Raw genomic sequence first — 14,976 nt, 5'->3', positions numbered from 1 at the left:
CACCTCCCCATTCGCCATTCGCCAGCAATCGCGCGCCATTCAAGAATCACCGGTAATCTCCCCATGGCCAACGTCACGCTCCGCAACGTCCGCAAGATCTATCCCGGCGGATTCGAGGCCATCAAAGGCGTCGACATCGAGGTCGGCGACGGCCAATTCTGCGTGCTCGTCGGTCCCTCCGGCTGCGGCAAGTCCACCCTGCTGCGGATGGTCGCCGGCCTCGAGACGATCTCGTCCGGCGAGATCGACATCGGCGGCCGCGTCGTCAACGCGATCGAGCCGGCCGAGCGCGACATCGCGATGGTGTTCCAGAACTACGCGCTCTACCCGCACATGACCGTCTACAACAACATGGCCTATGGCTTGCGCAATCGCCGCATGCCGGAGGCGGAGATCAAGACCCGGGTGGAGGACGCCGCGCGGATTCTCGAACTCGGCACCATGCTGCAAAGGAAGCCGCGCCAGCTCTCCGGCGGCCAGCGTCAGCGCGTCGCAATGGGCCGCGCCATCGTGCGCCAGCCCAAAGTGTTCCTGTTCGACGAGCCGCTGTCGAATCTCGACGCCAAGCTGCGCATCGCGATGCGGGTCGAGATCCGCAAGCTGCAGCGCCGGCTCAACACCACGGCCATTTATGTCACCCACGACCAGCTCGAGGCGATGACGCTCGCCGATATCCTGGTGGTGATGAACGGCGGCAAGGTCGAGCAGATCGGCAATCCGCTCGACATCTATCAGAAGCCGGCGACGACCTTCGTTGCCTCATTCATCGGCGCGCCGCCGATGAACCTGATGCCGCTGGATGGCCTTCGCCGCCAGTTGCACGGCGCCGACGCCGTCCCGGCCGAGGCCGGCCAGCTCGGCATCCGTCCCGAGGATTTCGAGCTCGGCGAGACCGTGCCCGCCGGTGGTGTCGGGCTCGACCTGCGCGTCGACGCGATCGAGCATGTCGGCGCCGAGACCTATGTCTACGGGTCGCGGCAGGACGCGGACGGCGATGACCGGCTGACCGCGACCGCCAACGACGTCATCGTGCGGCTGCCCGGCGTCACGGCGCCGGAGATCGGCGCCAGGATCCGCGCCGTGGCGCCGCGCGCCAAGCTGCATCTGTTCTCGGCCGATGGGCGGCAGAGGCTGCCGGTTTAAGCCCTTCCACAGACAGGCCGATTCCCTGACATCCCGGCGCTTGAACGCGACCGGGATCGTGCCCATATTGCTGCTCAAGGGATGCCATCAGGGTCCCGAAACGTCAAAGTCGCTTCGAGAGGACTTTGTAAACCATGTCTCGTGTTCCTTCGCTCTCCAGTCCGTTTCTGCTGGGCTTCGACGAGATCGAGCGCGTGCTCGACCGCGTCGTCAAAGGTGCCGACGGCTATCCGCCCTACAATATCGAGCGGTTCGAACGCACCAATGGCCAGCCCGAGCGTCTGCGGATCACGCTGGCGGTGGCGGGTTTCACCCGCGACCAACTCGATGTCACCATTGAGGAAAACCAGCTCGTCATCCGTGGCCGGCAGCAGGACGACAAGACCCGGCAATACATTCATCGCGGCATTGCCGCGCGCCACTTCCAGCGCACCTTCGTGCTGGCGGAGGGAATGCACGTGCTCGGGGCTGACCTGAAGAACGGGTTGTTGTCGGTCGATCTGGCCAGGCCGGAGCCTGAGCGGATCGTTAAGACAATAGCGATCAATGAACACGAATAATGGTTCGATGGAACGAGTAGCGGACTCGACCGCTTGAGTCTCAGAAGGAGTCGAGACCATGACTGAAGGTTATGTTGCGTCTGAATCCCCCGTCTCCCTGGAGTCCTTGGCCACCTTGGGCGAGGGTCACATTGCCTATGTGAAGCAGATCCGCTCCGAAGACGTGCCGGGACTGTTTCCGCAGGCTCCGCGTATCGCGCCGGGACTGAAGCTGTTCGCCTTGCATGCCGCTGACGGCACGCCGATCATGCTCACCGACAGCCGCGAAGCCGCGATTGCCAACGCATGGAGCCACGAGTTGCAGGCCGTAAGCGTGCACTAGGCCAGACCGGGAGGTCATGCGCGACGGCGTCTTGCGAGACGCCGTTGTTGTGAGACTCAAGCGGCTCATGCACCCTCTACGAGGGCGGTCCCCAGCCAGGGGACGGCCCTTTTTTCTTGCCCGCTTTTCTTGCCAGTTTCTTGCCATGACGATCGTCGAGATGAGTCCGTTGATCACACCGGTGAGCGCGGCCGAGCTACGAAGCGACGCTTCGCTATCGACGGGTCTGCTCGCGCTCAACAATGCGCATGCGTCCGAGCTGTCCTGGCTGACGCCCGAGGCGCTCGCACGTCTGATCGGGCAGGCGTGGCGCGCTTGGCGGATCGGCGACGCCGATGCACTGATCATCGCGCTGGACCAGAACGTCGACTACGACAGTCCGAACTATCGCTGGTTCCGCGCCCGCTATGATCGCTTCATCTATGTCGATCGGATCGTGGTGGCGCAGAGTGCGCGAGGCCAGGGACTGGCGCGCCTGCTCTACGACAGCCTGATTCGCGACGCGCAAACCGCGGCGCACCAGCGCATCGTCTGCGAGGTCAATCTCGATCCGCCCAATCCGCAGTCCGATGCCTTCCACGCCGCGCTCGGCTTCGAGCCGCTGGCGACAGCCGGCATCCACGGCGGCACCAAGACGGTGCGCTATCTGATCAAGCCGTTGACCTAGCGCGCAATGCGTTTGGACGGACTCGCATGATGCTCCGGACTGCCGCAATCACCGCCCTCCCCGTTCCCTCCCCCCTTGTGGGGGAGGGTCAGGGAGGGGGGTAGCCGCGGGCGCAATCGACGACGCATTGGCGGATGGCTTCAACAACGCGTCCGGCGTTCGGCCTCGGATGCGCATCGGTGACGCGAAGAGCTGAGATCCTTATTTGAGGAACGACTCGCTCGGCATTTTCCCTTGCCGCTGGCGCGATCCGTTGTGCTGGCGGTCGCTCACCAACTGCGTGCGGCATCCTGGGCCACCCCCCTCCCTGACCCTCCCCCACAAGGGGGGAGGGAACGGAGAGACCGGTGATTGTCGAAGTCTCAGCATGAGGCGATTGCGCGGGAACGCAACACGCGCTGGAAGCAGGCAGAAGCGGGCAACCAGGCGCGGAAGCAGTCGTCAGGCCGCGGACGCCGGCGGCAGGGCCAGCACCGAATAGATCGCCTGGGCGTCGCGCGAGGCGCGGAGCTTCTTGGCGACGTCCTGGTCGCGCAGCAGGCGCGCGATGCGCGCCAGGGCCTTCAGATGGTCGGCGCCGGCACCTTCCGGCGCCAGCAGCAGGAACACCAGATCGACTGGCTGGCCGTCCATGGCCTCGAAATCGATCGGCCGCTCGAGGCGCGCGAACAGGCCGAACAGCTTTTCCAGCTTCGGCAGCTTGCCGTGGGGGATCGCGACGCCATAGCCGACGGCGGTGGTGCCGAGCTTCTCCCGCTGCAGCAGCACCTCGAACACGTTGCGTTCGTTCTGCCCGGTCAGCGCAGCGGCACGCGCCGCAAGCTCCTGCAGCGCCTGCTTCTTACTGATGACCTTCAAAGCCGGCAGGATCGCCTCGGGTGCGACCAGATCGGTAATCGGCATAGGGCGTTCCGAGGTGATTGAACCGTCAGTGTGCGAAATAGGTCGGGACAGACCGGCGTCAAGAAGCTGAGGCGGCAGGCGGGCTTAACCCGTGTCCGATGCGAGGGGCTTCTACCCCAACGCAACGGCCGTGCCAACACCCGCAAGCATGTTCCCGCCACCTATCCTTAAAGATCGCCGGAGCGTGGCAGCCTGAAGGCACCAACGTTCCGACCGCCTCATCGCACCCGTTCACGACCGTGGCGTGACGTCGCAATCGGCTCGCCAACCACCTGATCAGGAACCGATTTTTCCCCCTGCCGCGCGTCGTCCGGACAGCATCCGCACGACTACGGCTTCACGGCGGGAGGATCGACCCAGCCGATGTTGCCGTCGGCACGGCGGTAGATGATGTTCACCCGGCCGCTGGAACCATGCTGAAAAACCATGCAGGGCGCGCCCGAAAGATCGAGCTCCATGACCGCTTCCGACACCGACAGCCGCTTCAGCGCGGTGGTGTTCTCGGCAATGATCACGGGACTGTAGCCGGTGATCTCCTCGTCGCCCTCGGCCGGCGCCTCGATCACGTAGCTCGGCGCATCGAGTACCGCGCCATCCAGACTGGCCAGAGCCGCGCTGGCTGCATGGGATTTGCGTGCCGAGCGGTCCTTCAGCCGGCTCTTGTAGCGGCGCAGCCGCTTCTCGATCATCAGGAGCGCCTGGTCGGCGCTGGCATAGGCGTCCGGCGCGTTGGATTCGGCTTCGAGCGTGATGCCCGAATCAAGGTGCAGTGCGCAATCGGTCTTGAACCCGAAACCATCCTTGGAGAGCGTGACGTGACCGGAATAGTTGCCGTCGAAATATTTGCGCAGCACCTCGTCGGTGCGCTCGCTGACGCGCCCACGCAGCGCTTCGCTGACGCTGATGCTCTTTCCGGAAATCCGCAGGGTCATGTGTCGCCTCGATTCATGTGAACCGATGATGACACTAAGCCTATTTGGTTAAGGCGCAATCTTGAGCTGCGGTCAAACTGACGCGGTATCCCGGGTGCGATCGGCGCTGGCAGGCGACGACAGGGCATGGGCCAGCATGCTCTGCTTGTCGCGACGGCGCTGGACCGAGGACGGGATCCGCATCGCCTCCCGGTATTTCGCGACCGTGCGGCGCGCAATATCGATGCCCGCGGCGCGCAGCTTCTCGACGATCGTGTCATCCGAGAGAATTGCGGAGGGATCTTCCGCATCGATCAGCTGCTTGATGTGGTGGCGCACGGCTTCCGCCGAATGCGCTTCGCCGCCATCGGCCGACGCAATCGAGGCCGTGAAGAAATACTTCAGCTCGAAAGTGCCGCGATTGGTCGCCATGTATTTGTTGGCGGTGACACGCGACACCGTCGATTCGTGCATCTGGATCGCATCCGCGACGGCCTTGAGGTTCAAGGGCCGCAGATGCGCGACGCCGTGCGTGAAGAAGCCGTCCTGCTGGCGCACGATCTCGGTCGCCACCTTCAGGATCGTGCGCGCGCGCTGATCGAGTGCACGCACCAGCCACGTCGCATTCTGCAGACAATCGGTGAAGTAGGACTTGTCGCCGTCCTTGCGGATCGTCTTCGAGAGCTCGGAGTAATAGACCTGATTCACCAGGACTCGCGGCAGCGTGTCGCTGTTGAGCTCGACCAGCCAGCCGCCATCGGGACCGGGGCGCACATAGACGTCGGGCACCATGGTCTGCGTGCGCGTCGTGCCGAATTTGAGACCCGGCTTCGGGTCGAGCCGTCGGATCTCGCCGATCATGTCGACGAGGTCCTCGTCATCGACGCCGCACAGCTTGCGCAAGGCGGCAAAGTCGCGCTTCGCGAGGAGATCGAGATGCTCGACCAGCGCCTGCATCGCCGGGTCGTAGCGATCGAGCTCGCGCAGCTGGATCGCGAGGCATTCGCTCAGATTGCGCGCGCAGATCCCGGGCGGATCGAAGGTCTGCAAGACGCCAAGGACGGCGTCGACATCGGCCTGCTCGGCGCCGAGCCGGTCGGCGGCCTGGCCGAGATCGGCCGGCAGATAGCCCGCCTCATCGACGAGATCGATCAGATACTGGCCGATCATGCGGTCGGCCGGCGAGACGAACGCCACCGCGGCCTGCTCGGCGAGATGATCGGACAGCGTCGTTTCTGCCGCCACGAAGGCTTCGAGATTGTAGTCCTCGTCACCGGAAGCGCCGCCGCCCCATTCGGTATAGGTCGTGGGAGCCGCATCCTGTGCGGTACGTGCGGCCGCTTCCGCGGGCTCCTCGGAGAACACGTTTTCGAGGCCGGAATCGAGCGTCTGTTCGATCTCCGTACGCGTGCCGAGATCGCGGCTCATCCAGTCCTCGGGCGCGCTCTCGTAGCTCTCGCCGCTGCTGCCGCCACCCTCGGTGAAATCTTCGCCACCAGCGTCGCCGCCATCGGAGAATTCAGCGCGCTCGGACATCTGCTGCTCGCCGGCGACCGGCGCCTCGGGGCCGTCGCTGGCCCGCTCCAGCAGCGGGTTACGCTCCAACTCCTCTTCGACGAACGTGGAGAGGTCGAGATTGGACAGCTGCAGCAGCTTGATCGCCTGCATCAGCTGGGGCGTCATCACCAGCGACTGCGACTGGCGGAATTCTAGTCTCTGCGTCAACGCCATGGGAGCAAGAACATTCCCTTACTGGTCCAATTCTTGCTTATCCTAATCTGCGCGCGATGTACACGGCTTGACGAATAAGAAAAACGGAGTATGGCGCGGCGAGAGGACGAGGTTACCGGCCCTCGCGAACCCCTTGGAAACAACGTTAATCGCGGCGTTTCCATCGCCTGTCGCAGGGGCGACAAAGCCGACAAACAGCGGGTCCGTAATCCTACAGCCTGAACTCCTCGCCGAGGTAGAGCCTGCGCACGTCGGGATCGGCGACGATCTCCTCGGGGCTGCCTTCGGTGAGAATCTGCCCGGCATAGACGATGTAGGCGCGGTCGGTGAGCCCCAGCGTCTCGCGGACGTTATGGTCGGTGATCAACACGCCGATGCCGCGATTGGTGAGATGGCGCACCAGCTGCTGAATGTCACCGACCGCGATCGGGTCGATGCCGGCGAACGGCTCGTCGAGCAGCATGTAGTTCGGGCGCGTCGCCAGCGCCCGCGCGATCTCGACGCGGCGACGCTCACCGCCGGACAGCGCGATCGACGGCGACTTGCGCAGCCGCGTGATGGTGAATTCCTCCAGCAGCGCATCGAGCTCGCGCTCGCGCTTCTTGCGCGAGGGCTCGACGACCTCGAGCACCGCGCGGATGTTCTGCTCGACGGTGAGGCCACGGAAGATCGAGGCTTCCTGCGGCAGATAGCCGATGCCGAGCCGCGCGCGCTGGTACATCGGCAGACGCGTGACGTCGTGGCCGTCGAGCTCGATGGCGCCGCGATCGGCCTTGATCAGGCCGGTGATCATGTAGAACACGGTGGTCTTGCCGGCGCCGTTCGGGCCGAGCAGGCCGACAGCCTCGCCGCGACGGACGTAGATCGACACCCCGCGCACGACCTGGCGGCTGCCAAAACTCTTCTCGATCGAGTGCACCGCGAGGAAGCCGGGGCGGCGCAACAGCTGCACACCGCCGCCCGCGCCGTTGTTGCGCGGCTTGGCTGGCACCGGCTGCGAGGCGGGCCGCTTGCGCTGGATCTGCTCGGTGTTCTGAGGCGAGCGCGGATTGATGCGCATCGCCGGCTGCTGCTCGTTACGGGCGGACTCATTGCGGACGGAGTCGGCGAGCGCGGCGAGGGGATCGTCGACCTGCGAGGGATTGAACGGATCATCCATGGCCGTGATGTCGTCGCGCCGCCGCGCCGAGCCACGCTGGCCGCGCTTGGCGGGACGCCCACGAAACATGCCCAGTAGATCCACCATCCCCGCTTCGCTTACGCCCTTCGAGGCTGCCCGTCACCGGCCGCAGCGTTGGCTCGCCCGCTCACCGCGAGCGAACGCATGTCACCTCACTCGCGGATCACAGGAGCCGCGAGGCCGGCCAAAGCGCGAGCAACGCCCGCGCTCCGGAGTTCATCGTTTGACGGCGAAGTCGCGGTCGCGAGAGCAGGCGACCGCTCGCAAGATCGCAATCGTGTCCGGCATCACCCGCCGCGGTCCAGGCAGCGGCGTTGAGATACGCCAACTGTACCGTCCTGCAACAGAATCCGCCGACCGCTAGATAGAGGCGCTTGCGGCAGGGTTCAACTGCAGCCGCGAGCGTTCCGTTAAATAATTGAGATCACTCAGTTTGTGATCACTTGGGTTTGCCTGGACCGAGCTGAAGCGGCGGGGCAGACCCGGCGCCCGAGGCTGTCGACGGACCGCATCCGCCGCCGCCGCCCGCTCCCGAGCCCGCCTGCGGCAGCAGTACCTGCACGCCCCTGCCGCTGTCGGATTCGACGCGCGACACACCGGTCGTCATGTCCACCGTGAGACGATCGCCGCGCATCACGTTCTTGCACTGGGTCAGCACCACGCCGCCCTGCATCGTGATCATGTTGGTCTTGGTGTCGTACACCGCGGTCTCGCCGGTCACGACCTGGTCCTTCTGCGTCACCTTGACGTCGCCGCGCGCCTCCAGCCGGCGGATCGCCGAGCTGCCGTCCGGCCCCGGTGTCGCAGCCGGCGTGGCCTTCGTCGACTTGCCGCCGCCCGGCTGAGCGCCGCCGTCATAGAACACCACCAGCGATTTCGAGGTCATGGTGGTGTCGCCCTGCACGACCTTGACGTTGCCGGTGAAGGTCGCCTCCTTCTTCTTGTCCCGCATCTCCAGCGAAGCCGCCTCGATCTGGATCGGCTGGTCGCGGTTCTGCGAAAACCCCTGCAGCGCGTTCGGCACGCCGGTGGTGGCGCTCTGCGCCTGCAGCGAATCGGCGAGCGCGATCAGCACCAGCGCGGCGACGCCGGCACCGCGCAACGCTGCGGGAATCAAACGGCACGTCGTCATGGGATCACTTCACGTTGCGGGCCGTACGGCCAGGATCGGCGCTCGCCGTCGTGGCCGGCGGCGGAGTCATGTTCTCGAGGTTCATCACCACATTGCCTTCGAAGCGGATCACCTCGCCATTCTCGGTGATGCGCAGCCGGTCCGCCGACAGCGTGCCGTTGGTGAGCTTGACGTCGACGCGCTCGTCCGAACTCACGGTGCCCTTGGCCATGTCGACCGAGGCCCGGCTCAGCCGCGCCTCATAGCCGGTCGACGTCGTCAGCAGGATGTCCTTCTTCAGCTCGAGCTGTTGCTGCTTGGTATCGAACACGCCGGTGTTGGCCTTCAAGGTCACCGTCGACTGGTCCTCCATGAGCACCTTGGCGCGGAGGATGTTGAGCTCGACGTGATCGGGGTCGGTGAGGTCCTGCACCGCGCTCTTGGCGACGAGGTCGTAGGGCCGCTGGTCCGGCGTGAAGCCGGTCAGATGCGGCGTCTCCATCGTGATCTTACGGCCGGAGATCACCACGTTGCCGGAGAGATTGCCGGTATCGACGGTGACGCGGAAATCGTTGAACAAGGCGACGTAGAGAATGACGGTCATCGCCACGCCCACCGCCGCCGGCACCGCGATTCGCATCGCGCGCACGAGGCGGCTGTGGCGCGCCGCGACGGCGAAGCGCGCCTGCAGAGTGGGGTCATAGGCGGGGTTATGGACCGAGTTCACCAGGGCTCCGACGGGCACAAGACGCGCGCAACAGCGAGCATTCTACCATGGCCATGCCCGCCATTGCAGCCTGGAACTGGCGCGAAATCGCGACGCAGGGCCCCTCTCGATCATTAAGAGAGATTAATGATCGTGAACGGGGCAAGGGCCTCAGGAATGCGCGAAGATGTCCTCGGCCTCGAAACCGCCGAGATCGAGCGCCGCCCGGTGCGGCAGGAACGCAAAACAGGCCTGGGCGAGCGCCAGCCGCCCTTCCCGCGCCAGCATCACGTCCAGCTTCTCGCGCAGCGCATGCAGATGCAGCACGTCGGAGGCGGCATAGGCGAGCTGCGGCTCGCTCAAGGTATCGGCGCCCCAGTCGCTCGACTGCTGCTGCTTCGACAGATCGACGTTGAGCAGCTCGCGCACCAGGTCCTTGAGACCGTGGCGGTCGGTATAGGTGCGCGCCAGCCGCGAGGCGATCTTGGTGCAATACACCGGCTGCGGCATCACGCCGAAGGTATGATACAGCGTCGCGACGTCGAAGCGCGCGAAGTGGAAGATTTTCGTGATGGCGGGATTGCCGAGCAGCGCCTTCAGGTTCGGCGCGTCGGTGTGCCCCTTGGGAATCTGCACCACGTCGGCCGAGCCGTCGCCGGGCGACAGCTGCACCACGCAGAGACGGTCGCGGTGCGGATTGAGCCCCATCGTCTCGGTGTCGATCGCGACCGAGGTCGTGTAGCGGGAGAGATCAGGCAGGTCGCCACGGTGCAGGCGGACGGTCATGGATGTCAAAACCTCGGTCGAATCGTGTCGGACGCGACGGGCCGAAGCGACGCCGCAGGAAGCGCTCAGGAGCCGGCTGTAGCCCGGCGCCGGTAACCAACCGGCAAACGCGCGGGGCGCCGGCCCCAGGATCTGTCGAGGGAATGCCAGCCCGGCCGCCCCGACGCAAGGGCCGGACCGGAGGCCCAACACCTGCATCGACAACACCTGCATCGGACAAGGCCCGCATCGGAGACGGACCGGCCGCGTCGCCGCGGTTGTGCTGCGAGACGATCACCTCCCCGCGAGAGCGGACCCGCCCACCCGTTTGCATCGCAGCAAGAACGCCTTCCGTCGATCGATGCAAGTCTTGCATTGATCGATGCCGCCTTTGGCTTGGACAGAAAATGCCGGTCCCCCTAGGCACGACGATGGCGCTTGACTTCGCATCTGGAGTGGAGCGACCCAAGGCGGCCGACAGCACCTGCCCAACGACGGCACAATCACATGAGGAGGAAACCGAGATGAAGACACTGACAGGGATCATTGCGGCCGCCGTGCTGGCGGTCTCGTCGCCCTTGGCGAGCGCCCGCGATTTCCGCTCCGCCGACGTGCATCCCGCCGACTATCCGACCGTCGAAGCCGTCAAGTTCATGGGCAAGCAGCTCGCGGCCGCGAGCGGCGGCAAGCTCGGCGTCAAGGTGTTTCCGAACGGGGCGCTGGGCTCCGAGAAGGACACGATCGAGCAGCTCAAGATCGGCGCGCTCGACATGATGCGCATCAACTCCTCGCCGCTCAACAATTTCGTACCCGAGACCGTGGCGCTGTGCCTGCCCTTCGTGTTCCGCGATACCCAGCACATGCGCAACGTGCTGGACGGCCCGATCGGCGACGAGATCCTCGCCGCCATGGAGCCCGCCGGCCTGATCGGCCTTGCCTATTACGACAGCGGCGCGCGCTCGATCTACACGGTCAAGGCGCCGGTCAAGTCGCTCGCCGACCTCAAGGGCCTGAAGATCCGCGTCCAGCAGTCCGACCTCTGGGTTGGCATGATCCAGAGCCTCGGCGCCAACCCGACCCCGATGCCCTATGGCGAGGTCTACACCGCGCTCAAGACCGGCCTGGTCGACGCCGCCGAGAACAACTGGCCGTCCTACGAATCCTCGCGCCATTTCGAGGCCGCCAAGTACTACAACATCACCGAGCACTCGCTGGCGCCGGAAGTCCTCGTGATGTCGAAGAAGGTCTGGGACACGCTCAGCAAGGAAGACCAGGCGATGGTCCGCAAGGCGGCCAAGGAGTCCGTGCCGGTCATGCGCAAGCTGTGGGACGAGCGCGAGCAGGCTTCCCGCAAGATCGTCGAAGCCGCCGGCGTCCAGGTCGTGACGGTCGCCAACAAGCAGGAATTCGTCGACGCGATGAAGCCCGTGTATCAGAAGTTCGCCGGCGACGAGAAGCTCTCGAGCCTCGTCAAGCGCATCCAGGACACGAAGTAAGCGACTTCGACGTCTCGACGTCAAAGTCGCGACGTCAACCAAGAACAACAAACAGACATCCGGCGTCGCCATCAGGCGGCGCCGGAGCAAAGCCAGGGGAGGGACGGGAATGACGGACCCACATGTCGGAGACCACGAGCACGGGGAGGGACGCCCGTCACGCGGTCCGCTGTCGCGGATCAACGCGATCATCGCGCGGCTCGGCATGTATCTGTCCGTCGCCGGCCTGCTCGTCATCGTCACCATCGTCTTCTACCAGGTGTTCGGCCGCTACGTGCTCAACTCCAGCCCGACCTGGACCGAGAACCTGGCGCTGGTCCTGATCCTCTATGTCACCCTGATCGGCGCCGCCGTCGGCGTCCGCGACGCCGGGCATATCGGCATGGACAGTCTTCTCGTCATGCTGCCGGACGCCACGCGCGAGAAGATCGAGCTCGTGATCCACGTGCTGGTCGCGCTGTTCGGCATTGCGATGGCCTATAATGGCTGGATCCTCGGCGCCTCCGTCGGCACCGTGAAGATCGCCAATCTCGGCCTGCCCGAGCTCGTCCGCTACATCCCGCTGGTCGTGTCCGGACTGCTGATCGTCTCCTTCTCCATCGAGCACATCATCGCTCTCTTGCGCGGTGAAGAGGTCGTCCCGTCATGGAACTGATCATTCTCGGCGCCACCTTCTTCGGCTTCCTGATCCTCGGCGTCCCCGTAGCGTTCGCGATCGGCCTCTCCGCGATCTGCACCATTCTCTACGAAGGCCTGCCGGTCGCCGTCATCTTCCAGCAGATGATGTCGGGGATGAACATCTTCTCGTTCCTGGCCATCCCGTTCTTCGTGTTCAGCGGCGAGCTGATGCTGCATGGCGGCGTCGCCGACAAGATCGTGCAGCTCGCGAAAAACCTCGTCGGCCACATCCGCGGCGGGCTCGGCATGTCCAACGTCGTCGCCTGCACCTTGTTCGGCGGCGTCTCCGGCTCGCCGGTCGCCGACGTCTCGGCGATGGGTGCGGTGATGATCCCGATGATGAAGAAGGAAGGGTTCGACACCGACTACGCCGTCAATGTCACCACCCACGCCTCCCTCGTCGGCGCGCTGATGCCGACCAGCCACAACATGATCATCTATGCGCTCGCCGCCGGCGGCAAGGTCTCGATCGGCGCGCTGATCGCGGCGGGCCTCCTGCCCGCGCTGGTGCTGATGGTCTGCATGCTGGTCGCGGCCTACGCCGTCGCCGTGAAGCGCGGCTATCCCGCCGGCAAGTTTCCCGGCTGGTCCGAGGTGGCCCGCTCGTTGGCCGCGGCGCTGCCCGGCCTGCTGATCGTCGGCATCATCCTGGCGGGCATCCTGTCCGGGGTGTTCACAGCGACCGAGTCCGCCGCCGTCGCGGTCACCTACACGATCCTGCTGACCTTCTTCATCTACCGCACCATGACCCTGCAGAACTTCCTGCGGGCCGCCGCCAAGGCGGTGAAGACCACCGGCGTGGTGCTGCTGCTGATCGGCGTCTCCACCATGTTCCAGTACCTGATGGGACTTTACGAAGTCGCCGATTTCGCCGGCGACCTGATGAACAAGGTCTCGTCGCAGCCCTGGGTCATCTTCCTGCTGATCAACGTCATCCTGTTCCTGCTCGGCACCTTCATGGACATGGCGGCGACGATCCTGATCTGCACCCCCATCTTCCTGCCGATCGCGATGAAGGCGGGCATGGACCCGGTGCAGTTCGGCATGCTGATGCTGATCAACTGCGCGCTCGGCCTCAACACCCCGCCGGTCGGCACCACCCAGTTCGTCGGCTGCGCCATCGGCGGCATCTCGGTCGGCGCCGTCATGCGCACCATCCTGCCGTTCTACGGCGCCCTGATCGCCGCGCTGATGTTCGTGACCTACGTTCCCGGCTTCTCGCTGTGGCTGCCGCGGCTGCTGATGGGGTATAAGGGGTAGCGTTCTCAAGGTTCGCCGGCTTCGGCCGGCGAACCGCGCATGCGATGGTTTGCTGACAGCGACATCCTCGATCTCACCTTCCCCTAGAGGGGGAGGGTCGATCGCACGCGAAGCGGGCGAGCGGGGTGGGGTGAAGCCGCGGAAACCGGTGCGCGTGGAGAGATCACCCCACCCCGGCTCACCTGCGCTTCGCGCAGCTGAACCGACCCTCCCCCCCGTCCAGGCCAGGGCTATCGAACATAGAGATGCGGGGTTGTCGCGCCGCGAGCGATCCTGCACGTGAGTTACTCCGTCATGCCCGGGCTTGTCCCGGGCATCCACGTCGTTCTCAGCATGCCGGACGACGTGGATGGCCGGGACAAGCCCGGCCATGACGACGCGGAGAGAGACAAGCGCATAACCTCGATCGTCATATGCGATAGCCCTGGCCTCCAGGGGAGGGTCGCACAACATGCTCGGAGCCTGGACGGCCCGGCTGAGTGACGAAATCGCCGCCGCCTCTCGCTTCCCACAGGAGCGCGCGACGATGCCGATCTTGCGGCGGTCGCCTGCGAGGTCGAACTGCAGCCCCATCAGCAGCTCGGATTCGAGCTTGCCGAGCCCGTCATCCTAAATTTCGATGCGCTTGGCCGCCTGCAGATCCGCCATGGTCGCGCCGACGATCTGGACGGAGGTCTGGGGCCCCTGCGGCGCGGCCTCCAGCGCCGCCAGCGTGAGCGGAAAACGGCGCTTGCCGGCGTCGCTGATCAGCTCGACCGCGCGCTCCGCTGTGATGCCGCGCATCGTCGTCTCGAAATTGCTGTCGTATTTCGAGTTCGGGATCATCGCCAGGGAGACATGCGCAGCGTCGCCCTTGCAATACGGGCGATGGCGGAAGCTCGCGAAGGTCGGCCGGCTCACGATCTCGACATAGGCGCCGCCGGCGCCGAACGGATGTGTCCGTGACAGCGAACGAGACAATGAGATCGGCTGGCGAACGGCGCTCCAGAGCCCGAGCGGGAGAATGCTACCTTCGGCAATCTGAGATCGCAGGGCTCGGCATCGCCGCCGCTCACCCGACAGCGACGCCCGCGTCGAACCTGCACCGTGCTCCCGACACGAATTCGAGTGACGATCGCGGTTCACTGTAACCGCGCGCTTGGAGCGAAGGCCATGAAGCAGCTGATCAGCCAGGTCGACCGCGAGCTGATGCGGGACGACCTGCTCATCCGTGTCGCCTCCGGCCTGTGCGGCGGCGTGGTGACGCTGGTCGGCGTGCTGCTGCTGGTGGGCTTCGCGGCCCGCGGCGTCGACCGGTTTCCCGGCGGATGGCCGCTGGCGATGACGATCGTCATCCTGGCCTTTGTCTTTGGCGTCCCGCTGCTGCTGCGCAGCGTGACCTCGCGCCGCACGGCGCTCGGACGCTTCCTCGCCCGTCACGCCACACTGGGCGCGCTGCGCCATCCGGATGATTTCACGCTGTGGATCATGCTGCCGGCGATCGCGCTGACGGTGATGCTGCGCCGGCTGGGCGTCAGCGGCGAGGCGGAGACCGAGTAGGCGG

Annotated in this window: 16 protein-coding genes; 8 read left to right on the top strand and 8 right to left on the bottom strand. The window is 65.3% G+C overall.

Going from position 1 to position 14,976, the window contains the following annotated elements; all coding sequences use genetic code 11:
- Nucleotides 1–63 precede the first annotated feature (63 nt).
- From HL666_RS13615 to HL666_RS13600, 4 genes are all read left to right on the top strand, one after another.
- Complete coding sequence (locus HL666_RS13615) at nt 64–1,143, top strand: sn-glycerol-3-phosphate import ATP-binding protein UgpC (RefSeq protein WP_172113581.1); 1,080 nt, start codon at nt 64–66, stop codon at nt 1,141–1,143.
- Nucleotides 1,144–1,277: 134 nt separating this feature from the next.
- The gene (locus HL666_RS13610; protein ID WP_006613108.1) at nt 1,278–1,703 is read left to right on the top strand and encodes an Hsp20 family protein; all 426 of its coding nucleotides are present in this window, start codon (nt 1,278–1,280) and stop codon (nt 1,701–1,703) included.
- Between the two features lie 58 nt (nt 1,704–1,761).
- A complete protein-coding gene (locus HL666_RS13605) occupies nt 1,762–2,025 on the top strand; it encodes a BQ00720 family protein (protein ID WP_172113582.1) in 264 nt (87 codons plus the stop codon).
- Between the two features lie 160 nt (nt 2,026–2,185).
- Nucleotides 2,186–2,692, top strand: a complete 507-nt coding sequence (locus HL666_RS13600) for a GNAT family N-acetyltransferase (RefSeq protein WP_172132551.1) — start codon at nt 2,186–2,188, stop codon at nt 2,690–2,692.
- Nucleotides 2,693–3,133: 441 nt separating this feature from the next.
- Here HL666_RS13600 and ptsN read toward each other — a convergent pair whose 3' ends face one another.
- The 7 genes from ptsN to HL666_RS13565 form a co-directional block, all read right to left on the bottom strand.
- Nucleotides 3,134–3,595 carry a PTS IIA-like nitrogen regulatory protein PtsN gene (ptsN, locus tag HL666_RS13595; protein WP_008962742.1) on the bottom strand — a complete coding sequence of 154 codons (462 nt, stop codon included), beginning with the start codon at nt 3,593–3,595 and terminating at the stop codon, nt 3,134–3,136.
- A 329-nt stretch (nt 3,596–3,924) separates the two neighbouring features.
- Nucleotides 3,925–4,527: a ribosome hibernation-promoting factor, HPF/YfiA family gene (gene hpf / locus HL666_RS13590; RefSeq protein WP_172132552.1), complete on the bottom strand. Its 603-nt coding sequence runs from the start codon at nt 4,525–4,527 to the stop codon at nt 3,925–3,927.
- A gap of 72 nt (nt 4,528–4,599) precedes the next feature.
- On the bottom strand, nt 4,600–6,237 hold the full coding sequence (gene rpoN, locus HL666_RS13585; RefSeq protein WP_172181899.1) for an RNA polymerase factor sigma-54: 1,638 nt from the start codon (nt 6,235–6,237) through the stop codon (nt 4,600–4,602).
- Nucleotides 6,238–6,448: 211 nt separating this feature from the next.
- On the bottom strand, nt 6,449–7,483 hold the full coding sequence (gene lptB, locus HL666_RS13580) for an LPS export ABC transporter ATP-binding protein (protein WP_172181897.1): 1,035 nt from the start codon (nt 7,481–7,483) through the stop codon (nt 6,449–6,451).
- A 373-nt stretch (nt 7,484–7,856) separates the two neighbouring features.
- The gene (locus HL666_RS13575) at nt 7,857–8,549 is read right to left on the bottom strand and encodes an LptA/OstA family protein (RefSeq protein WP_172113587.1); all 693 of its coding nucleotides are present in this window, start codon (nt 8,547–8,549) and stop codon (nt 7,857–7,859) included.
- 4 nt (nt 8,550–8,553) lie between these two features.
- The gene (gene lptC / locus HL666_RS13570; RefSeq protein WP_172113588.1) at nt 8,554–9,255 is read right to left on the bottom strand and encodes an LPS export ABC transporter periplasmic protein LptC; all 702 of its coding nucleotides are present in this window, start codon (nt 9,253–9,255) and stop codon (nt 8,554–8,556) included.
- 150 nt (nt 9,256–9,405) lie between these two features.
- Nucleotides 9,406–10,020 (bottom strand): ribonuclease D, encoded by a 615-nt coding sequence (locus HL666_RS13565; protein ID WP_172113589.1) that lies wholly within the window; start codon nt 10,018–10,020, stop codon nt 9,406–9,408.
- 503 nt (nt 10,021–10,523) lie between these two features.
- On the opposite strand from HL666_RS13565, the gene HL666_RS13560 reads away from it, so the two are divergent.
- The 3 genes from HL666_RS13560 (at nt 10,524) to HL666_RS13550 (ending at nt 13,433) form a co-directional block, all read left to right on the top strand.
- Complete coding sequence (locus tag HL666_RS13560) at nt 10,524–11,495, top strand: TRAP transporter substrate-binding protein (RefSeq protein ID WP_172113590.1); 972 nt, start codon at nt 10,524–10,526, stop codon at nt 11,493–11,495.
- A 109-nt stretch (nt 11,496–11,604) separates the two neighbouring features.
- Nucleotides 11,605–12,150 (top strand): TRAP transporter small permease, encoded by a 546-nt coding sequence (locus HL666_RS13555; RefSeq protein WP_172113591.1) that lies wholly within the window; start codon nt 11,605–11,607, stop codon nt 12,148–12,150.
- Nucleotides 12,141–13,433, top strand: coding sequence for a TRAP transporter large permease (locus tag HL666_RS13550; protein WP_172113592.1), 1,293 nt, complete (start codon nt 12,141–12,143; stop codon nt 13,431–13,433). The genes HL666_RS13555 and HL666_RS13550 overlap by 10 nt, the downstream gene beginning before the upstream one ends.
- Before the next feature lie 609 nt (nt 13,434–14,042).
- Here the strand turns inward: HL666_RS13550 and HL666_RS13545 are convergent.
- Nucleotides 14,043–14,393 (bottom strand): hypothetical protein, encoded by a 351-nt coding sequence (locus tag HL666_RS13545; protein ID WP_172113593.1) that lies wholly within the window; start codon nt 14,391–14,393, stop codon nt 14,043–14,045.
- Between the two features lie 192 nt (nt 14,394–14,585).
- Here HL666_RS13545 and HL666_RS13540 point away from each other — a divergent pair, with 192 nt between their 5' ends.
- Nucleotides 14,586–14,972 carry a hypothetical protein gene (locus HL666_RS13540; protein ID WP_172181895.1) on the top strand — a complete coding sequence of 129 codons (387 nt, stop codon included), beginning with the start codon at nt 14,586–14,588 and terminating at the stop codon, nt 14,970–14,972.
- The last annotated feature ends 4 nt before the right edge of the window (nt 14,973–14,976 follow it).

This window comes from Bradyrhizobium aeschynomenes, assembly GCF_013178945.1.
In the GTDB taxonomy this organism is placed as follows: Bacteria; Pseudomonadota; Alphaproteobacteria; order Rhizobiales; family Xanthobacteraceae; genus Bradyrhizobium; species Bradyrhizobium aeschynomenes.
This window is presented reverse-complemented; position numbering and strand designations above follow the sequence as displayed.